At 68.7% G+C, this 14,739-nt stretch carries 18 protein-coding genes; 15 read left to right on the forward strand and 3 right to left on the reverse strand.

Annotation, left to right across the window (positions count from 1 at the left end):
* The first annotated feature begins 18 nt into the window (after window positions 1-18).
* The 13 genes from glyA to QSK31_RS34570 all read left to right on the forward strand — a co-directional run bounded on the left by glyA (window position 19) and on the right by QSK31_RS34570 (window position 10,985).
* Window positions 19-1,278 carry a serine hydroxymethyltransferase gene (glyA, locus tag QSK31_RS34510; RefSeq protein ID WP_285688815.1) on the forward strand — a complete coding sequence of 420 codons (1,260 nt, stop codon included), beginning with the start codon at window positions 19-21 and terminating at the stop codon, window positions 1,276-1,278.
* Window positions 1,275-1,820: a hypothetical protein gene (locus tag QSK31_RS34515; RefSeq protein WP_285688816.1), complete on the forward strand. Its 546-nt coding sequence runs from the start codon at window positions 1,275-1,277 to the stop codon at window positions 1,818-1,820. The genes glyA and QSK31_RS34515 overlap by 4 nt, the downstream gene beginning before the upstream one ends.
* Before the next feature lie 205 nt (window positions 1,821-2,025).
* Entirely contained in the window at window positions 2,026-2,259 is a 234-nt protein-coding gene (locus tag QSK31_RS34520; protein ID WP_285688817.1) for an AtpZ/AtpI family protein, read from the forward strand.
* A 16-nt stretch (window positions 2,260-2,275) separates the two neighbouring features.
* Window positions 2,276-3,064 carry a F0F1 ATP synthase subunit A gene (gene atpB / locus QSK31_RS34525; protein WP_285688818.1) on the forward strand — a complete coding sequence of 263 codons (789 nt, stop codon included), beginning with the start codon at window positions 2,276-2,278 and terminating at the stop codon, window positions 3,062-3,064.
* 92 nt (window positions 3,065-3,156) lie between these two features.
* Window positions 3,157-3,393, forward strand: coding sequence for an ATP synthase F0 subunit C (locus tag QSK31_RS34530; RefSeq protein WP_285688819.1), 237 nt, complete (start codon window positions 3,157-3,159; stop codon window positions 3,391-3,393).
* A 24-nt stretch (window positions 3,394-3,417) separates the two neighbouring features.
* A complete protein-coding gene (locus QSK31_RS34535) occupies window positions 3,418-3,969 on the forward strand; it encodes a F0F1 ATP synthase subunit B (RefSeq protein WP_285688820.1) in 552 nt (183 codons plus the stop codon).
* Window positions 3,966-4,787: a F0F1 ATP synthase subunit delta gene (locus QSK31_RS34540; RefSeq protein WP_502873059.1), complete on the forward strand. Its 822-nt coding sequence runs from the start codon at window positions 3,966-3,968 to the stop codon at window positions 4,785-4,787. Before QSK31_RS34535 ends, QSK31_RS34540 begins: the two co-directional genes overlap by 4 nt.
* A gap of 65 nt (window positions 4,788-4,852) precedes the next feature.
* Window positions 4,853-6,499, forward strand: a complete 1,647-nt coding sequence (gene atpA, locus QSK31_RS34545; RefSeq protein ID WP_285688822.1) for a F0F1 ATP synthase subunit alpha — start codon at window positions 4,853-4,855, stop codon at window positions 6,497-6,499.
* A 2-nt stretch (window positions 6,500-6,501) separates the two neighbouring features.
* Window positions 6,502-7,431, forward strand: a complete 930-nt coding sequence (locus tag QSK31_RS34550) for a F0F1 ATP synthase subunit gamma (RefSeq protein ID WP_285688823.1) — start codon at window positions 6,502-6,504, stop codon at window positions 7,429-7,431.
* The gene (gene atpD, locus QSK31_RS34555) at window positions 7,431-8,873 is read left to right on the forward strand and encodes a F0F1 ATP synthase subunit beta (protein ID WP_502873052.1); all 1,443 of its coding nucleotides are present in this window, start codon (window positions 7,431-7,433) and stop codon (window positions 8,871-8,873) included. Before QSK31_RS34550 ends, atpD begins: the two co-directional genes overlap by 1 nt.
* Before the next feature lie 163 nt (window positions 8,874-9,036).
* On the forward strand, window positions 9,037-10,170 hold the full coding sequence (locus tag QSK31_RS34560) for an LCP family protein (protein ID WP_285688826.1): 1,134 nt from the start codon (window positions 9,037-9,039) through the stop codon (window positions 10,168-10,170).
* Window positions 10,171-10,219: 49 nt separating this feature from the next.
* Window positions 10,220-10,501: a F0F1 ATP synthase subunit epsilon gene (locus QSK31_RS34565; RefSeq protein ID WP_285688827.1), complete on the forward strand. Its 282-nt coding sequence runs from the start codon at window positions 10,220-10,222 to the stop codon at window positions 10,499-10,501.
* A gap of 7 nt (window positions 10,502-10,508) precedes the next feature.
* Window positions 10,509-10,985: a DUF2550 domain-containing protein gene (locus QSK31_RS34570; RefSeq protein ID WP_285688828.1), complete on the forward strand. Its 477-nt coding sequence runs from the start codon at window positions 10,509-10,511 to the stop codon at window positions 10,983-10,985.
* Here the strand turns inward: QSK31_RS34570 and QSK31_RS34575 are convergent.
* Window positions 10,952-11,365: a VOC family protein gene (locus QSK31_RS34575; protein ID WP_285688829.1), complete on the reverse strand. Its 414-nt coding sequence runs from the start codon at window positions 11,363-11,365 to the stop codon at window positions 10,952-10,954. The genes QSK31_RS34570 and QSK31_RS34575 overlap by 34 nt on opposite strands.
* Complete coding sequence (locus QSK31_RS34580) at window positions 11,338-11,913, reverse strand: cob(I)yrinic acid a,c-diamide adenosyltransferase (RefSeq protein WP_285688830.1); 576 nt, start codon at window positions 11,911-11,913, stop codon at window positions 11,338-11,340. Before QSK31_RS34580 ends, QSK31_RS34575 begins: the two co-directional genes overlap by 28 nt.
* 114 nt (window positions 11,914-12,027) lie before the next feature.
* Between QSK31_RS34580 and murA the strand changes: the two genes are divergently transcribed.
* Window positions 12,028-13,305, forward strand: a complete 1,278-nt coding sequence (gene murA, locus QSK31_RS34585; RefSeq protein WP_285688831.1) for a UDP-N-acetylglucosamine 1-carboxyvinyltransferase — start codon at window positions 12,028-12,030, stop codon at window positions 13,303-13,305.
* Window positions 13,306-13,330: 25 nt separating this feature from the next.
* Here the strand turns inward: murA and QSK31_RS34590 are convergent, their stop codons facing one another.
* Window positions 13,331-13,660, reverse strand: coding sequence for a hypothetical protein (locus tag QSK31_RS34590; RefSeq protein WP_285688832.1), 330 nt, complete (start codon window positions 13,658-13,660; stop codon window positions 13,331-13,333).
* Between the two features lie 110 nt (window positions 13,661-13,770).
* Between QSK31_RS34590 and QSK31_RS34595 the strand changes: the two genes are divergently transcribed.
* Window positions 13,771-14,619, forward strand: a complete 849-nt coding sequence (locus tag QSK31_RS34595; RefSeq protein ID WP_285688833.1) for a 3-hydroxyacyl-CoA dehydrogenase family protein — start codon at window positions 13,771-13,773, stop codon at window positions 14,617-14,619.
* Window positions 14,620-14,739 lie beyond the last annotated feature (120 nt).

Here is a 14,739-nt window from a genome sequence, read left to right on the forward strand (position 1 = left end):
CGATCGAAGGAGCGGGTGATGGACACGTTCTGGGGTCCTGACTTCGGCATGCTCGCACAGTCCGACCCGGAGATCGCGGCGGTCGTGCTGGGCGAACTGGACCGTCAGCGGTCCGGCCTTCAGCTGATCGCCAGCGAGAACTTCACCTCTCCCGCCGTGCTCGCGGCGCTCGGCTCGACGCTGACCAACAAGTACGCGGAGGGTTATCCCGGCGCGCGCTACTACGGCGGCTGCGAGCAGGTGGACAAGGCCGAGGAGCTGGGCGTACGCCGGGCCTGTGAGCTCTTCGGGGCCGAGCACGCGAACCTGCAGCCGCACTCCGGCACGGCGGCCAACCTGGCGGCGTACGCGGCGCTGGTCCAGCCCGGCGACATCGTGCTGGCCATGGATCTGCCGCACGGCGGACACCTCACCCACGGCAGCCGGGTCAACTTCTCCGGCAAGTGGTTCCACCACGTCGGTTACCGGGTCCGGCCGGACACCGAGCTGATCGACTACGACGAGGTGCGCGACCTGGCCCTGGCGCACCGGCCGGCCCTGATCATCTGCGGCGCGACGGCGTACCCGAGGTTGATCGACTTCGCCGCCTTCCGCGCCATCGCCGACGAGGTGGACGCCTATCTGCTGGTCGACGCGGCGCACTTCATCGGGCTGGTGGCCGGCCTGGCCGTGCCGTCCCCGGTGCCGCACGCCGACGTGGTCACCTGCACCACCCACAAGGTGCTGCGCGGCCCGCGCGGCGGCATGATCCTCTGCCGGGCGGAGCTCGCCAAGCGCATCGACAAGGCGGTCTTCCCGTTCAGTCAGGGCGGCCCGATGATGCACGTGATCGCGGCGAAGGCGGTCGCGCTGCGGGAGGCCGCCCGGCCCGAGTTCCGCGGGTACGCCCGGCAGGTGGTGGACAACGCCCGGGCGCTGGCCGAGGGGCTGTCCGCCGCCGGGATGCGCCTGGTCACCGGCGGCACCGACACCCACCTCGCCCTGGCCGACCTGCGCACGCTGAACGTGAGCGGATCCACCGCCGAGCAACGCTGCGACGCGGCCGGGATCACCCTGAACAAGAATGCCATCCCGTACGACCCGGAGCTGCCGACCGTGGCCTCCGGGATCCGGGTGGGCACGCCGGGCGTCACCACCCAGGGCATGCGGGAGGACGAGATGCGCCGGATCGCCGGTCTGATCGGCGCCGCGGTCCGGGACGGGGCCGACGTCTCCGCCGAGGTCTCGGACCTGGTGCGACAATTCCCCGCCTACGGCAGGCAGGAGATTTTCGCATGACCGACAAGGACCTCGAGATCGCTTCGAAGGAGGAGTCGCCCGAGCAGGGGCTGCCCGCGCAGCGCGCGCACGCCGGCGTCCTCAAGCAGATCCTGGGCAAGGACGACGAGGACGACGACCGTCCGCTGCCCGAACTGCCGCCGCTGCCCGCCGACCCGCGCTGGCGCATCGAGCACCTGCCGTTCGTGCTGGCCGCCGGCTTCGCGCTGGTCCTTTGTGCCGCCTCGGCCGGGTTCCTGATCGGCGGCCCGGTCGCGGCGGTCGGCGCGGCCGGCGGAATGCTCGTGGTGACCATCGGCGTCAGCCTGACCACCCTGGCCATCGCCTGGGCCGACGTGATCCGTCCGCAGCTCGTGATGCCGGTCGGCCTGGCGGTCTATGTGATCAAGTACGCATTGATCGTGTTCCTGATGATCGCGGTGGCGAATTCCGAGTGGCCGGGCGGTGACGCGATGGCGTGGTCGATCGCCGCGGGTGCGGTGCTGCTCACCGGCGTCCAGGTGTTCTGGTTGTCGAGGATCGCCCGCCAGCGGACGCCGTGATATCCGGAAATGATGCGTTTCGGCAGGCCAACGGAGGACAATGCGCGCTCGTTCTAGTGACAGATGCGCGTCGCTCGTGGCGTGGGTTTGCTCCGCAGGAGTACTGTCTCGCTCCAGTTGAGCGCCGACCTTCGCCCGGACAACCCACTGTTGCCTGGGGGGTCTTGGCTAGCCTCCTGTTTCTGGCTGATATCGTTCGCCCGTCATGGCCGGTCAGCAGCCCCCTTCAGAACCCCGCAAGGACGATGAGCCACCAGCCCCGAATTCCGGGGGCGGATATGTGGCCATCAGTTACCTCATCGGGGGGATGGTCGTGTGGGGCGGGATCGGTTGGCTGGTGGACCACTGGCTCGGTACCAAAGGCATCGCGATGGGAATCGGCGCGGTGATCGGCGGGGCTGCTGGTGTCTATCTCATTGCGCGCCGGCTCGGCGCCTGACCTGGAAGGGCTATTGGTGACCGGTCAGACGGCAGTCCTCGCGGCGGATGTTCCGTTCCCGCCCAGCGTCGGAGACTTCTACCTGCCCAGCATCGTGCCCTGGGGTGGCCACGACTCGTGGTTCACCAAGATCACGTTGATGCTGTGGCTCTCCGTGGCCATCCTGATCATTTTCTTCCTGGTCGCGTACCGGAAGCCCCAGTTGGTCCCGGACAAGAAGCAGTGGCTCGCCGAGTCGATCTACGGCTTCGTCCGCAACAACATCGCGGTCGAGATGATCGGCAAGGAGGGCGTGCGTTTCGCGCCCTACCTGGCGACGCTGTTCAGCTTCATCTTCATGATGAACCTCTGGGGGATCATTCCGTTCTTCCAGATCTCGCCGAACTCGCACATCGCCTTCCCGATCATCCTCGCGCTGATCAGCTGGGTGATGTTCATCTACCTCGGCTTCAAGAAGCACGGGATCGGCTACCTGAAGATCGCGCTGGTTCCGCCGGCGCCGTGGTTCATCCTGCCGATCCTGGTGCCGATCGAGTTCTTCTCGAACTTCATCGTGCGGCCGTTCTCACTGGCGATCCGGCTCTTCGCGAACATGTTCGCGGGACACATGCTGCTGCTCGTGTTCACGCTCGGCGGGTTTGCGATGATCAACGCGAACCTGTGGCTCGCCCCGGTGTCGGTGCTGTCCTGGCTGATGACGATCGCGCTGACCTTCCTGGACTTCGCGATCATCGCGCTGCAGGCGTATGTGTTCACGGTCCTGACCGCCAGCTACATCCAAGGCTCGCTCGCCGAGGGGCACTAGTCCGTACTGATTGCCCCCGGTCCCTGAATTTTCAGTAACACCCGTTTGTCGTCCCGCATGACAGTCATGCGAGATACGGAAGGATTCCGGAAATGCCTCTTGCCGAAGTAGTGGGTAGCACCGCCGCCATCGGTTACGGCCTCGCGGCCATCGGCCCCGGCGTCGGCGTGGGCCTGGTCTTCGCCGCCTACATCCAGTCGACGGCCCGCCAGCCGGAGGCGGCTCGCATCACGCAGCCGTTCCTCTGGATCGGCTTCGCCGTGGTCGAGGTTCTCGCCCTGCTGGGCATCGCGTTCGGCTTCATCTGGGCCGGCGCCCCAGTCGGCTAGTCCCTGCCCCGACGGGAGGTCCACATGGATTCACTCATCATCCTGGCCGCCGAGGGCGGCGAGGCGGAGCACAGCCCGATCATCCCGCTCTGGCAGGAGCTGGTTCTCGGCAGTATCGCCTTCGCCATCATCTGCTTCGTCCTGATGAAGTTCGTCTTCCCCCGCATGGAGGAGACGTTCCGCGCCAGGGTCGACGCGATCGAGGGCGGGATCAAGCGGGCCGAGGTCGCTCAGGCCGAGGCCAACGAGCTGCTGGAGCAGTACCGCGCCCAGCTCGCCGAGGCACGCACCGAGGCCGCTCGGATCCGCGACGAGGCCCGTGCCGACGCCGAGGGCATCCGTCAGGATGTCCTGGCCAAGGCCCGGGAGGAGTCCGACCGGATCATCTCGGCCGGTCGCGAACAGCTCGCCGCTCAGCGCGAGAGCATCGTCCGCGACCTGCGGTCCGAGGTCGGCACGCTGGCCGTGGACCTGGCGAGCAAGATCGTCGGCGAGTCGCTCGCCGACGAGGCGCGCAGCCGCGGCACGGTCGACCGCTTCATCTCCGATCTGGACGCGACGGGCGGGCGGCGCTGATGGCGACCGCCAGTCGCGAGGCGTACGGCGCGGCGGAGGAGAAACTCGCCGCCGGTACCGCCAAGGCCACGGCCGCGCAGCGGACCACGGTCGCCGACGAGATCCTCTCGGTGGCCGGGTTGCTGCGCGGCGAGGCCCGGCTGCGCCGCGCGCTGACCGACCCGGCCCGGCCCGGCCGGGACCGCGCCGATCTGCTCGTCTCGCTGCTCGGCGGCAAGCTGTCGGAAATCACGGTGGACGCTCTCGCGGTGCTCGTCGCCGGTCGCTGGTCGCGGCCGAGCGAGCTGCTGAGCGCTACCGAGCGCCTCGGCGTGGACGCGGTGCTCAGCGCCGCGGACAAGACCGGCAAGCTCGCCGACGTCGAGGACGAGCTGTTCCGTTTCGGACAGATCGTCAGTGGCAACCCCGAGCTCTCGGTCACGCTCAGTGACCCCGGAGCGCACGTCTCTCGCCGCGTTAAGCTGGTCGAGGACCTGCTCAAGAGCAAGGTCCAGCCGGCCACCACGCGGCTGATCCAGGTGGCGCTCGAGGGCTTCGGCGGCCGCAGCTTCGATACGTCGCTGACCCGGCTGGTGGAGCTCACCGCCGCGAAACGGGACCGCGAGGTGGCGTACGTGACCGTCGCCAAGCCGCTCAACGATGCGGACGAGCAACGGCTGAGCGAGAAACTGTCCGAGATCTATGGTCGCCAGGTCTCGCTGAAGGTCGACGTGGACCCTCGGGTCATCGGCGGCGTCAGCGTCCGGGTCGGCTCCGACCTCTACGACGGCACGATCCTGCGTCGCCTCAACGAGGCAAAGCAGGCGTTCGCCAAATAGCTTCAATCCCGCATTAAAGCCCCTCGGTGGCGGCGACGTCCCGAGCTGACTAGAGAAGGCAGAGGATGGCCGAGCTGACCATCTCCTCGGACGAGATCCGGGGGGCGCTAGAGCGCTACGTCTCGTCCTACACGCCCGAGGTCTCCCGCGAGGAGGTCGGCATCGTGTCCGATGCGGGCGACGGCATCGCGCACGTCGAGGGTCTGCCCTCGACGATGGCGAACGAACTGCTCGAGTTCGAGGACGGCACCCTCGGCGTCGCCCTGAACCTCGACATCCGCGAGATGGGTGTCGTGGTCCTGGGCGAGTTCGCCGGCATCGAGGAGGGGCAGCAGGTCAAGCGGACCGGCCGCGTCCTCTCGGTTCCGGTCGGCGACGCCTTCCTGGGTCGCGTCGTGAACTCGCTGGGCGTGCCCATCGACGACCGTGGCGACATCGAGAACGAGGGCTTCCGCGAGCTGGAGCTGCAGGCGCCGAACGTGATGGCGCGGCAGCCGGTGAAGCAGCCGCTGCAGACCGGCATCAAGGCGATCGACGCCATGACGCCGATCGGCCGTGGCCAGCGCCAGCTGATCATCGGCGACCGCAAGACCGGTAAGACCACGGTCGCGCTCGACACGATCATCAACCAGCGCGCCAACTGGGAGTCCGGCGACCCGGAGAAGCAGGTTCGCTGCATCTACGTCGCGATCGGCCAGAAGGCCTCCACCATCGCCAGCATCCGCGGGACGCTGGAGGAGAAGGGCGCTCTGGAGTACACGACGATCGTGGCCTCGCCGGCGTCCGACCCGGCCGGTTACAAGTACATCGCCCCGTACACCGGCTCGTCCATCGGGCAGCACTGGATGTACAACGGCAAGCACGTCCTGATCGTCTTCGACGACCTGACCAAGCAGGCCGAGGCCTACCGCGCGGTTTCGCTGCTGCTGCGCCGCCCGCCGGGCCGCGAGGCGTACCCGGGCGACGTCTTCTACCTGCACTCCCGGCTGCTGGAGCGCTGCGCCAAGCTCTCCAACGAGCTGGGCGGCGGCTCGATGACCGGCCTGCCGATCATCGAGACGAAGGCCGGCGACATCTCGGCCTACATCCCGACGAACGTCATCTCGATCACCGACGGCCAGATCTTCCTCGAGGGCGACCTGTTCGCCTCCGGTGTGCGCCCGGCCATCAACGTGGGCACCTCGGTGTCCCGGGTCGGTGGTTCGGCGCAGGTCAAGGCCATGCGTTCGGTGTCCGGCCGGCTCCGCCTCGACCTGGCCCAGTTCCGTGAGCTGGAAGCCTTCTCGGCCTTCGCCTCCGACCTGGACCGGGCGTCGCGGGCCCAGCTGGAGAAGGGCGTCCGGCTGGTCGAGCTGCTCAAGCAGCCGCAGTACTCGCCGTACTCGGTCGTCGAGGAGGTCCTCGTGATCTGGGCGGGCACCACCGGCCAGCTCGACGACATCCCGGTCGGTGACGTGCGCCGGTTCGAGGGCGAGATGCTGGAGTGGTTCAAGCGCCACCGCAGCGACGTGCTGACCAGCATCGAGTCGACCGGCCAGCTCTCCGACGACAACGTCGAGAGCCTGCAGTCGGGCATCAACGAGTTCAAGGACCTGTTCAAGCAGGGCGACACCGGCGTCACGCTGAACGAGCCGGACGCCGCGCCGCTCGAGGGCGAGCAGTCGCACGAGACCGTGACCCGCGAGGTCCGGCCGGCCAAGGACGAGAGCTAGCCATGGCCGGTCAGGTACAGGCCCTGCGGCGGCGCATCCGCACCGTCAAGTCGACCAAGAAGATCGCCAAGGCGCAGGAGCTCGTGGCCACCAGCCGGATCGCCAAGGCGCAGGAGCGGGTGAACGCCTCCAAGCCGTACGCGGAGGCGATCACCCAGGTCCTCACCGCCCTGGCGTCCAACGCGTCGGTCGACAACCCGCTACTCAAGCCGCGCGAGACCGTGCGGCGGGCGGGCGTCCTGCTGATCACCAGCGACCGCGGCCTGGCCGGCGCCTACAACGCCAACGCGATCCGCACCTGCGAGCAGCTGATCGCCCGGCTGCGCGAGGACGGCAAGGACGTGGCGCTGTACGTGATCGGCCGCAAGGGCTCCGGCTACTACCGGTTCCGTAACCGGGACATCGCGGCGAGCTGGACCGGTTTCTCCGAGCGTCCCACGTTCGAGGACGCCCGGAAGGTCGGCGAGTCGCTGCTGGAGGCCTTCGTGGCCGGCGCCGACGACACCGACGACAGCCACGGTCCGGACGGCATCCAGGGCGTCGACGAGTTGCACATCGTCAGCACCCGGTTCAAGTCGCTCATGACCCAGTCCGCGGAGGCGCACTTCCTGGCGCCGATGCAGGTCGAGGAACGTGAGCGTGAGCCCGGGCTGCGCCCGGCCTACGAGTTCGAGCCGGACGCCGAGGAACTGCTCGACGCGCTGCTGCCGAAATACCTCAACACGCGGATCTACGCGGCGTTGCTGAGTTCGGCGGCCAGTGAGTCGGCGTCTCGGCGGCGCGCCATGAAGAGCGCGTCCGACAACGCGGACGACCTGCTCAAGCGGTACACGCGCGAGATGAACTCCGCGCGGCAGGCTGCGATCACCCAGGAAATCAGTGAGATCGTCGGCGGCGCCAACGCGCTGGCCGCGGCGGGAAGTGATGAGTGATGACTGCTGTTGCTGAACCCACCAAGACGGAGACCGGTGTCGGCCGCGTCGTGCGGGTCATCGGCCCGGTCGTCGACGCCGAGTTCCCCCGTGACCAGATTCCGGACATCTACAGCGCCCTGCACGTGGACGTGACGCTGTCCGAGGGCACCCGCACCCTGACCATGGAGGTCGCCCAGCACCTGGGTGACAACCTGGTCCGGGCCATCTCGATGCAGCCGACCGACGGCATGGTCCGCGGCAGCGAGGTGCGTGACACCGGCGGCCCGATCTCGGTGCCCGTCGGTGACGTGACCAAGGGCCACGTGTTCAACGCCCTGGGCGAGGTGCTCAACGTCGACCCGTCGACGCTGGACATCCAGGAGCGCTGGCCGATCCACCGCCAGCCGCCGCCGTTCGCCTCGCTGGAGCCGAAGACCGAGATGCTGGAGACCGGCATCAAGGTGCTCGACCTGCTCGCGCCGTACGTGCGCGGTGGGAAGATCGGCCTGTTCGGCGGCGCGGGCGTGGGCAAGACGGTCCTCATCCAGGAGATGATCATCCGGGTCGCCCGGAACTTCGGCGGCACCTCGGTGTTCGCCGGCGTCGGCGAGCGCACCCGTGAGGGCAACGACCTCATCCTGGAGATGGACGAGGGTGGCGTGCTCGACAAGACCGCCCTGGTCTTCGGTCAGATGGACGAGCCGCCGGGCACCCGTCTCCGGGTCGCGCTGACCGCGCTGACGATGGCGGAGTACTTCCGCGACGTCATGAACCAGGAGGTGCTGCTCTTCATCGACAACATCTTCCGGTTCACCCAGGCCGGTTCCGAGGTGTCCACGCTGCTGGGCCGCATGCCGTCCGCGGTGGGTTACCAGCCCACCCTGGCCGACGAGATGGGCCAGCTGCAGGAGCGCATCACCTCGGTCCGGGGCAAGGCGATCACCTCGCTGCAGGCGATCTACGTGCCCGCGGACGACTACACCGACCCGGCCCCGGCGACCACGTTCGCCCACCTGGACGCGACCACGAACCTCGAGCGGTCGATCTCCGACAAGGGCATCTACCCGGCCGTGGACCCGCTGGCCTCCAGCTCGCGGATCCTGGCGCCGGAGTACGTCGGCGCCGAGCACTACGCGGTCGCCCGTGAGGTGCAGCGGATCCTGCAGAAGTACAAGGACCTGCAGGACATCATCGCGATCCTCGGCATGGACGAGCTCTCCGAGGAGGACAAGGTCACGGTGCAGCGGGCTCGCCGCATCGAGCGTTTCCTCTCGCAGAACACGTACGCCGCCGAGCAGTTCACCGGCGTCCCCGGCTCGACGGTCCCGTTGAAGGAGACCATCGAGGCGTTCAAGAAGATCTCCGAGGGGGAGTACGACCACTTCCCCGAGCAGGCCTTCTTCATGTGCGGTGGCCTCGAGGACCTCGAGAAGAACGCGCACGAGCTGATGAAGGGCTGACTCAGCCGCTTCGACAGGGGCCGCGCCGACCGTCAGGTCGGCGCGGCTTCTGCGTTTCCTGCTGCCGTTGGTGTCGTTTGACCAGGTCATGGGCGCAAGGACTTCTCAGGTTCCGCGGTTAGTGTTTGCGGGTATCACACGCTGGAGGAGAGCGGGAGAGCCGGTGACGGAGCTGGAGAAACCCAGGAAGCGCAAGGCGCCGTTGTGGGCGCGGCTGTGTGCCATCTTCGGCTGCATCCTCATGGTGATCAGCGGCGGCACGATCGTGGCGGGCCAGGTGCTCAAGGCGCGGCTGGACGATCTGGTGACGCCCGGCCAGCTGCTGCCTCCCGATGGCGCGGCCGCCGCCGCGAAGAAGAGCGACATCAAGGGACCGCTGAACATCCTGCTGGTCGGCATCGATCCGCGGAACGACACCACCGCTCCGCTGTCCGACTCGATCATCGTCGTGCACATCCCGGCGAGCATGGACGAGGCGTACCTCTTCTCCATCCCGCGCGACCTGGTGGTGGACATCCCGGCGTTCCCCAAGACCGGGTTCAACGGTGGCCGGGCCAAGATCAACGCCGCCATGTCGTACGGCAGCTCGGTCGGCAACGGCAAGCACGACGTGCCGCAGGGCTTCAGCCTGCTGGCCAAGACCGTGAGCCAGCTGACCGGCATCCAGAGGTTCGACGCCGGCGCGATCATCAACTTCGGCGGCTTCAAGAAGATCGTGGACGCTATGGGCGGCGTCACCATGACCATCGACCAGACCGTGAAATCCGAGCACCTGGCCCCGGACGGCTCGCCGCGGCCCCGGTCGGAGCGGTGCCGGAACCCCCAGTCGAACTGCGAGCACCCGTACACCGGCCCGCAGAAGACGTACAAGCCCGGGACGTACCACCTCGAGGGGTGGGAGGCGCTGGACTACGTCCGGCAGCGCTACGGCCTGAAGAACAGCGACTATGACCGCCAGCGCCATCAGCAGCAGTTCGTCAAGGCGATGGCCCAGCAGGCGTTCAGCAAGGACGTGGTGACCAACCCGCCCAAGCTGGAGAAGGTGCTCCAGGCGGCCGGCAAGGCGCTGATCTTCGACGGCAACGGCAACTCGGTGGTCGACTGGGGGCTGGCGCTGAAGAACATCCGGCCGACCGGCATGACGCTGATCAAACTCCCCGGGCGTTCGGTGATCACCGGCGGGTCGTACCGGGGCGAGGCGCTGCAGGACAGCGCGCAGGACTTCTTCGCCTCGATCCGCGAGGGGACGGTGGCCACCTACCTGCTGGCCCACCCCGAGTTCATCAACAAGTCCTGACCACTTAGACTTTCACTCGGAAGAGCCCTGCCGGAGCTGAGGAGACCAGGTGGCCAACCAGCTGCATGTCCAGGTCGTCGCCGTCGAGGAGAAGATCTGGTCCGGCGACGCCGAGATGCTCGTCGCACGCACCACCGAGGGTGAGATCGGCGTCCTGCCGCACCACGCACCGCTGCTCGGACTCCTCAAGGAGCCGTCGCAGGTGCGGGTCAAGCTGGCCGGTGGCGAGCAATTGACCTACGACGTGACCGGCGGTTTCCTGTCCGTCGACGCGGACGGTGTGACGGTGCTCGCCGAGAGCGCGTCACCCGCCGAGCCCGAGTCCCGCTGACGCCGCGATGCGGATTCTGGAGATCGCCGGAATCTGCGTCGTCGCGCTGCTCTTACTGCTGTTCGCGCTCTTCTTCCGCCGCCGGCTCCTGATGGCCGGCGGCGGAACCATTCGGTTACAGGTTCGCGTCACGACGATGGTCCCGGGCCGCGGCTGGGCCGCCGGGGTCGTCCGGTTCGTCGGCGACGAGATGCGCTTCTACCGGATCTTCACGTTCGCCATCCGGCCCAAGCGGGTGTTCGACCGCCGCACCCTGACGGTCGGCGCGCGGCGCCTGCCCGAGGGGCCGGAACGGCTCATCCTCCCCGGCGACTGGGTGATCCTCGCCTGCACCACACCCACGTCCCCGGTGGAGATCGCGATGGCCGAGTCCACCGTCACCGGCTTCAGCTCATGGCTGGAGGCGGGGCCGCCCGGTCCGCCCGGCAGCAGCCGGTTGATCCCGCGTCATCACGGCGGCCCGGCGCAGAGCTCTACCTCGTAACCCCAGGCGTCCTCGAGGTAACCGGCGTACGACTCGGGTCCGCCTGCGTGCGGGTGCTTGTCCGCGTACATCAGACTCCAGCCCTGCGACGGCGCAGCCGAGCAGAGCCGCTCCACCTCGCTCTCGCCTTCGACGGTGAAGGCCAGGTGGTTGAGGCCGGGCGCGCAGCGGTCGTGCCGATCGCCGGTGAGCGCGGGCGACTGCTCCAAGACGATGTACGTCCCATCCTTCCTGTAGGAGCGGCCACCCTTGAACTCCTGGAACACCGAGTAGCCCATCTCCTCGAGCAGCCAGCCCCACGGCCGAAGCGTGCCGGCCAGGTCCGGCACCCAGAGCTCGACGTGATGCAGGGTCACCGCGCCGAGCCGCCCGGCACCCACTTCACGTCACCCTCCGGGTTCGCCACCCGGCCCAGGATGAAGAGCAGGTCGGACAGGCGGTTGAGGTATTTCGCCGGAAGGTCGCTGGTGCGGTCCGGGTCGTCCGCGAGCAGCGCCCAGGCCGAACGCTCGGCGCGCCGCGCGACCGTCCGGGCCACGTGCAGCAGCGCCGCGCCGGGCGTGCCGCCGGGCAGGATGAAGGAGTCCAGCGCGGGCAGGCCCTCCAGGTACTCGTCGCACCAGCCCTCGAGCCGCGTCACGTACGCCTCGGTGATCCGCAGCGGCGGGTACGGAGGATCCTCGGCGATCGGGTTGCACAGGTCGGCGCCCACGTCGAACAGGTCGTTCTGCACGGCGGTCAGCACCGCGTGCACGTCGACCTTGAGGTTGCCCAGGGCCAGCGCCACGCCCACCGCGGCGTTGCACTCGTCGGTGTCCGCGTAGGCCACGATCCGCGCGTCCGTCTTCGCGGCCACCTCGTTGTTGCCCAGCCTGGTCTCGCCGGCGTCGCCGGTACGGGTGTAGATGCGGGTGAGATGCACGGCCATCCCTTCACCTTAGGGCCTGTCCTGCCGGTCGGCCTGGACCCCGCCTCGCTCCCGGCCGGCCGACAGGACAGGCCCTACGGACCCCGGGAAGAGGTGCACGCCTACCATGGCGCGGTGGATGTGATCAGGGTCAAAGGCGGCGCACCGCTCACCGGTGACGTGCATGTCGGCGGCGCGAAGAACTCGGCGCTCAAGCTGATGGCGGTGGCCCTGCTGGCCGAGGGCCGCAGCGTGGTGGAGAACGTCCCGCGGATCACCGACATCGCCATCATGGCCGAGGTGCTGCGCCGGCTGGGCTGCCAGGTGACCCTCGAGGGCACCTCGGCGACCATCGACGTGCCCGCCGAGCCGGGCAGCGAGGCCGACTACGACCTGGTGCGCCGGCTGCGCGCCTCGATCTGCGTGCTGGGCCCGCTGCTGGCCCGCCGCGGCTACGTGCGGGTGGCGCTGCCGGGCGGCGACATGATCGGCTCCCGCGGCCTGGACATGCACGTGTCCGGCCTGGCCCGGATGGGCGCGGACATCTCCGGCGAGCACGGCTACGTGATCGCCTCCGCGCCGGCCGGGCTCAAGGGTTCGAAGATCTGGCTGGACTTCCCGAGCGTCGGCGCCACCGAGAACCTGCTGATGGCGGCCGTGCTGGCCAAGGGCGTCACGGAGATCGACAACGCGGCCCGCGAGCCGGAGATCGTGGACATCTGCGAGATGCTCACCGCGATGGGGGCCAAGATCACCGGCGCCGGCACGTCGACGCTGGGGATCGAGGGCGTCGACACGCTGCACCCGGTGCGGCACACCACGGTCGGCGACCGGATCGTCGGCGGCACCTGGGCGTTCGGCGCGGCGATGACCCGCGGCGACGTGACCGTCCGGGGCGTACGCCCGCAGTTTTTGGACATCGCCCTGGACAAGCTGGTCGCGGCGGGGGCGGTGGTCGATCCGGGCGACAACCAGTTCCGCGTACGCATGATCGAACGCCCCAAGGCCGTCGACATCGTGACGTTGCCGTTCCCTGGCTTCGCCACCGACCTGCTGCCGATGGCGCTGGGCCTGGCCGCGGTGGCCGACGGCTCGTCGCTGATCACCGAGAACATCTTCGACGGCCGGTTCATGTTCGTGAACGAGATGGTGCGGCTGGGCGCCGACATCCGTACCGACGGGCACCACGCGGTGGTCCGGGGCCGGCCGCGGCTCTCCGGCGCGCCGGTGCGGGCCACCGACATCCGGGCCGGCGCCGGCCTGGTGATCGCCGGGCTGTGCGCGGACGGGGTGACCGAGGTCGGCGAGGTGCACCACATCGACCGCGGATACCCGAACTTCGTCGCCGATCTGGCCGCGCTGGGCGTCGAGGTGGAGCGGGCCGACGTGCCCGAGCCGACGTTCGACTTCTGACGGGCGGGCTCGTCTCCCGAAGGGCTCAGAGCATGAGCCGTCGCGCCGCTTCCAGTTCCTCGGCGAAGACCAGCACGGCGTACCGGCCGTCGCGGCGCAGGCCCAGCGTGGACCGGATGCCCGCGTCGGCGAGCAGCAGCCGGATGTCGTCGGCCTCGTCCGGGGTGTCGGTGACCGCGGCGGCGCAGAGCAGCCCGAAGTCGTCCGGGTCGGCGAAGATCGACAGGCTGCCGTACGGGTCGTCGGCCTGCTCGATCCAGGACAGCCCCAGCTTCCAGAAGACGACGCCGAGCAGGCCCACGAGAGCAATGGCAACCAACGGTCCGAAGAGGTACCAGCCGTCGCTCGGGGCCATGGGCACAGTCTGGCACCGGGGATCGGCGATTTTCTCAAGATTGCCTCGATAGAGTGGCTGAGCCTGCGTTAAGGCAGGCGCGGTTTCCAGGTCGTTTTCAGGGAGGGCACATGGCGGGTCGGCTCGCGGTCATCGGGTCGGGTCTGATGGGGTCCGGCATCGCGCAGGTGTCGGCGCAGGCCGGATGGCAGGTGACGATGCGCGACGTCGATGACGCCGCCACCGGCCGGGGCGTGGCGGCGATCCGCGACTCGCTGAGCCGGTTCACCGCCAAGGGGAAGATCAGCGAGGAGGACGCGGAGGCGACCCTCGCCCGGATCACCACGACCACCGACCTGGACGCGGCGGCCGACGCGGACATCGTGGTCGAGGCCATCTTCGAGCGGGTCGAGGCCAAGCACGAGGTGTTCCGCGCCCTGGACAAGATCTGCAAGTCCGGCGCGATCCTCGGCACCAACACCTCGGCCATCCCGATCACCCAGATCGCGGCGGTCACCCAGCGGCCCGAGTCGGTGGTGGGCATCCACTTCTTCTCACCGGTGCCGATGATGAAGCTGGTCGAGCTGGTCCGCGGCTACCAGACCTCGGACGAGACGCTGGCCGAGGCGCGGGAGTTCGCCGAGGAGGTCGGCAAGACCTGCGTCGAGGTGAAGCGGGACGTGGCCGGTTTCGTCTCCAACCGGCTCTTCGCGGCGCTGCTGGTCGAGGCGATCAAGCTGGTCGAGTCCGGCGTGGTCTCGGCGGCCGACCTGGACACCGTGATGAAGCTCGGCTTCGGGCACACCATGGGCCCGCTGGCCACGGTGGACCTGACCGGCCTCGACGTGATGCTCAACGCGGCCGGCAACATCCACCGCGACACCGGCGACGCGAAGTTCTTCCCGCCCGAGCTGCTCCAGCGCATGGTCACGGCGGGCGATCTCGGCCGGAAAACCGGTAAGGGCTTCTACAGCTACTGATCAAGATCAAGAGCTTGATGTCGTAGCCGGGTGGGTGGTACAGACCGTCGCTCACGCCGAGGGTCGCTTCGCTCCACCTGCGTGAGCGGTTGCGCTCCCAAGCGCAACCGCTCACGCCCT

The sequence above is a fragment of the Actinoplanes sp. NBRC 103695 genome (assembly GCF_030269485.1).
Lineage (GTDB): Bacteria > Actinomycetota > Actinomycetes > Mycobacteriales > Micromonosporaceae > Actinoplanes.

Bases quoted from the DNA above. Each gene is read 5' to 3' on its own strand.
- glyA (WP_285688815.1), top strand. From the start codon at position 19: ATGGACACGTTCTGGGGTCCTGACTTCGGCATGCTCGCACAGTCCGAC.
- QSK31_RS34515 (WP_285688816.1), top strand. From the start codon at position 1,275: ATGACCGACAAGGACCTCGAGATCGCTTCGAAGGAGGAGTCGCCCGAG.
- QSK31_RS34520 (WP_285688817.1), top strand. From the start codon at position 2,026: ATGGCCGGTCAGCAGCCCCCTTCAGAACCCCGCAAGGACGATGAGCCA.
- QSK31_RS34530 (WP_285688819.1), top strand. From the start codon at position 3,157: ATGCCTCTTGCCGAAGTAGTGGGTAGCACCGCCGCCATCGGTTACGGC.
- QSK31_RS34535 (WP_285688820.1), top strand. From the start codon at position 3,418: ATGGATTCACTCATCATCCTGGCCGCCGAGGGCGGCGAGGCGGAGCAC.
- atpA (WP_285688822.1), top strand. From the start codon at position 4,853: ATGGCCGAGCTGACCATCTCCTCGGACGAGATCCGGGGGGCGCTAGAG.
- QSK31_RS34550 (WP_285688823.1), top strand. From the start codon at position 6,502: ATGGCCGGTCAGGTACAGGCCCTGCGGCGGCGCATCCGCACCGTCAAG.
- atpD (WP_502873052.1), top strand. From the start codon at position 7,431: ATGACTGCTGTTGCTGAACCCACCAAGACGGAGACCGGTGTCGGCCGC.
- QSK31_RS34570 (WP_285688828.1), top strand. From the start codon at position 10,509: ATGCGGATTCTGGAGATCGCCGGAATCTGCGTCGTCGCGCTGCTCTTA.
- QSK31_RS34580 (WP_285688830.1), bottom strand. From the start codon at position 11,913: ATGGCCGTGCATCTCACCCGCATCTACACCCGTACCGGCGACGCCGGC.
- QSK31_RS34590 (WP_285688832.1), bottom strand. From the start codon at position 13,660: ATGGCCCCGAGCGACGGCTGGTACCTCTTCGGACCGTTGGTTGCCATT.
- QSK31_RS34595 (WP_285688833.1), top strand. From the start codon at position 13,771: ATGGCGGGTCGGCTCGCGGTCATCGGGTCGGGTCTGATGGGGTCCGGC.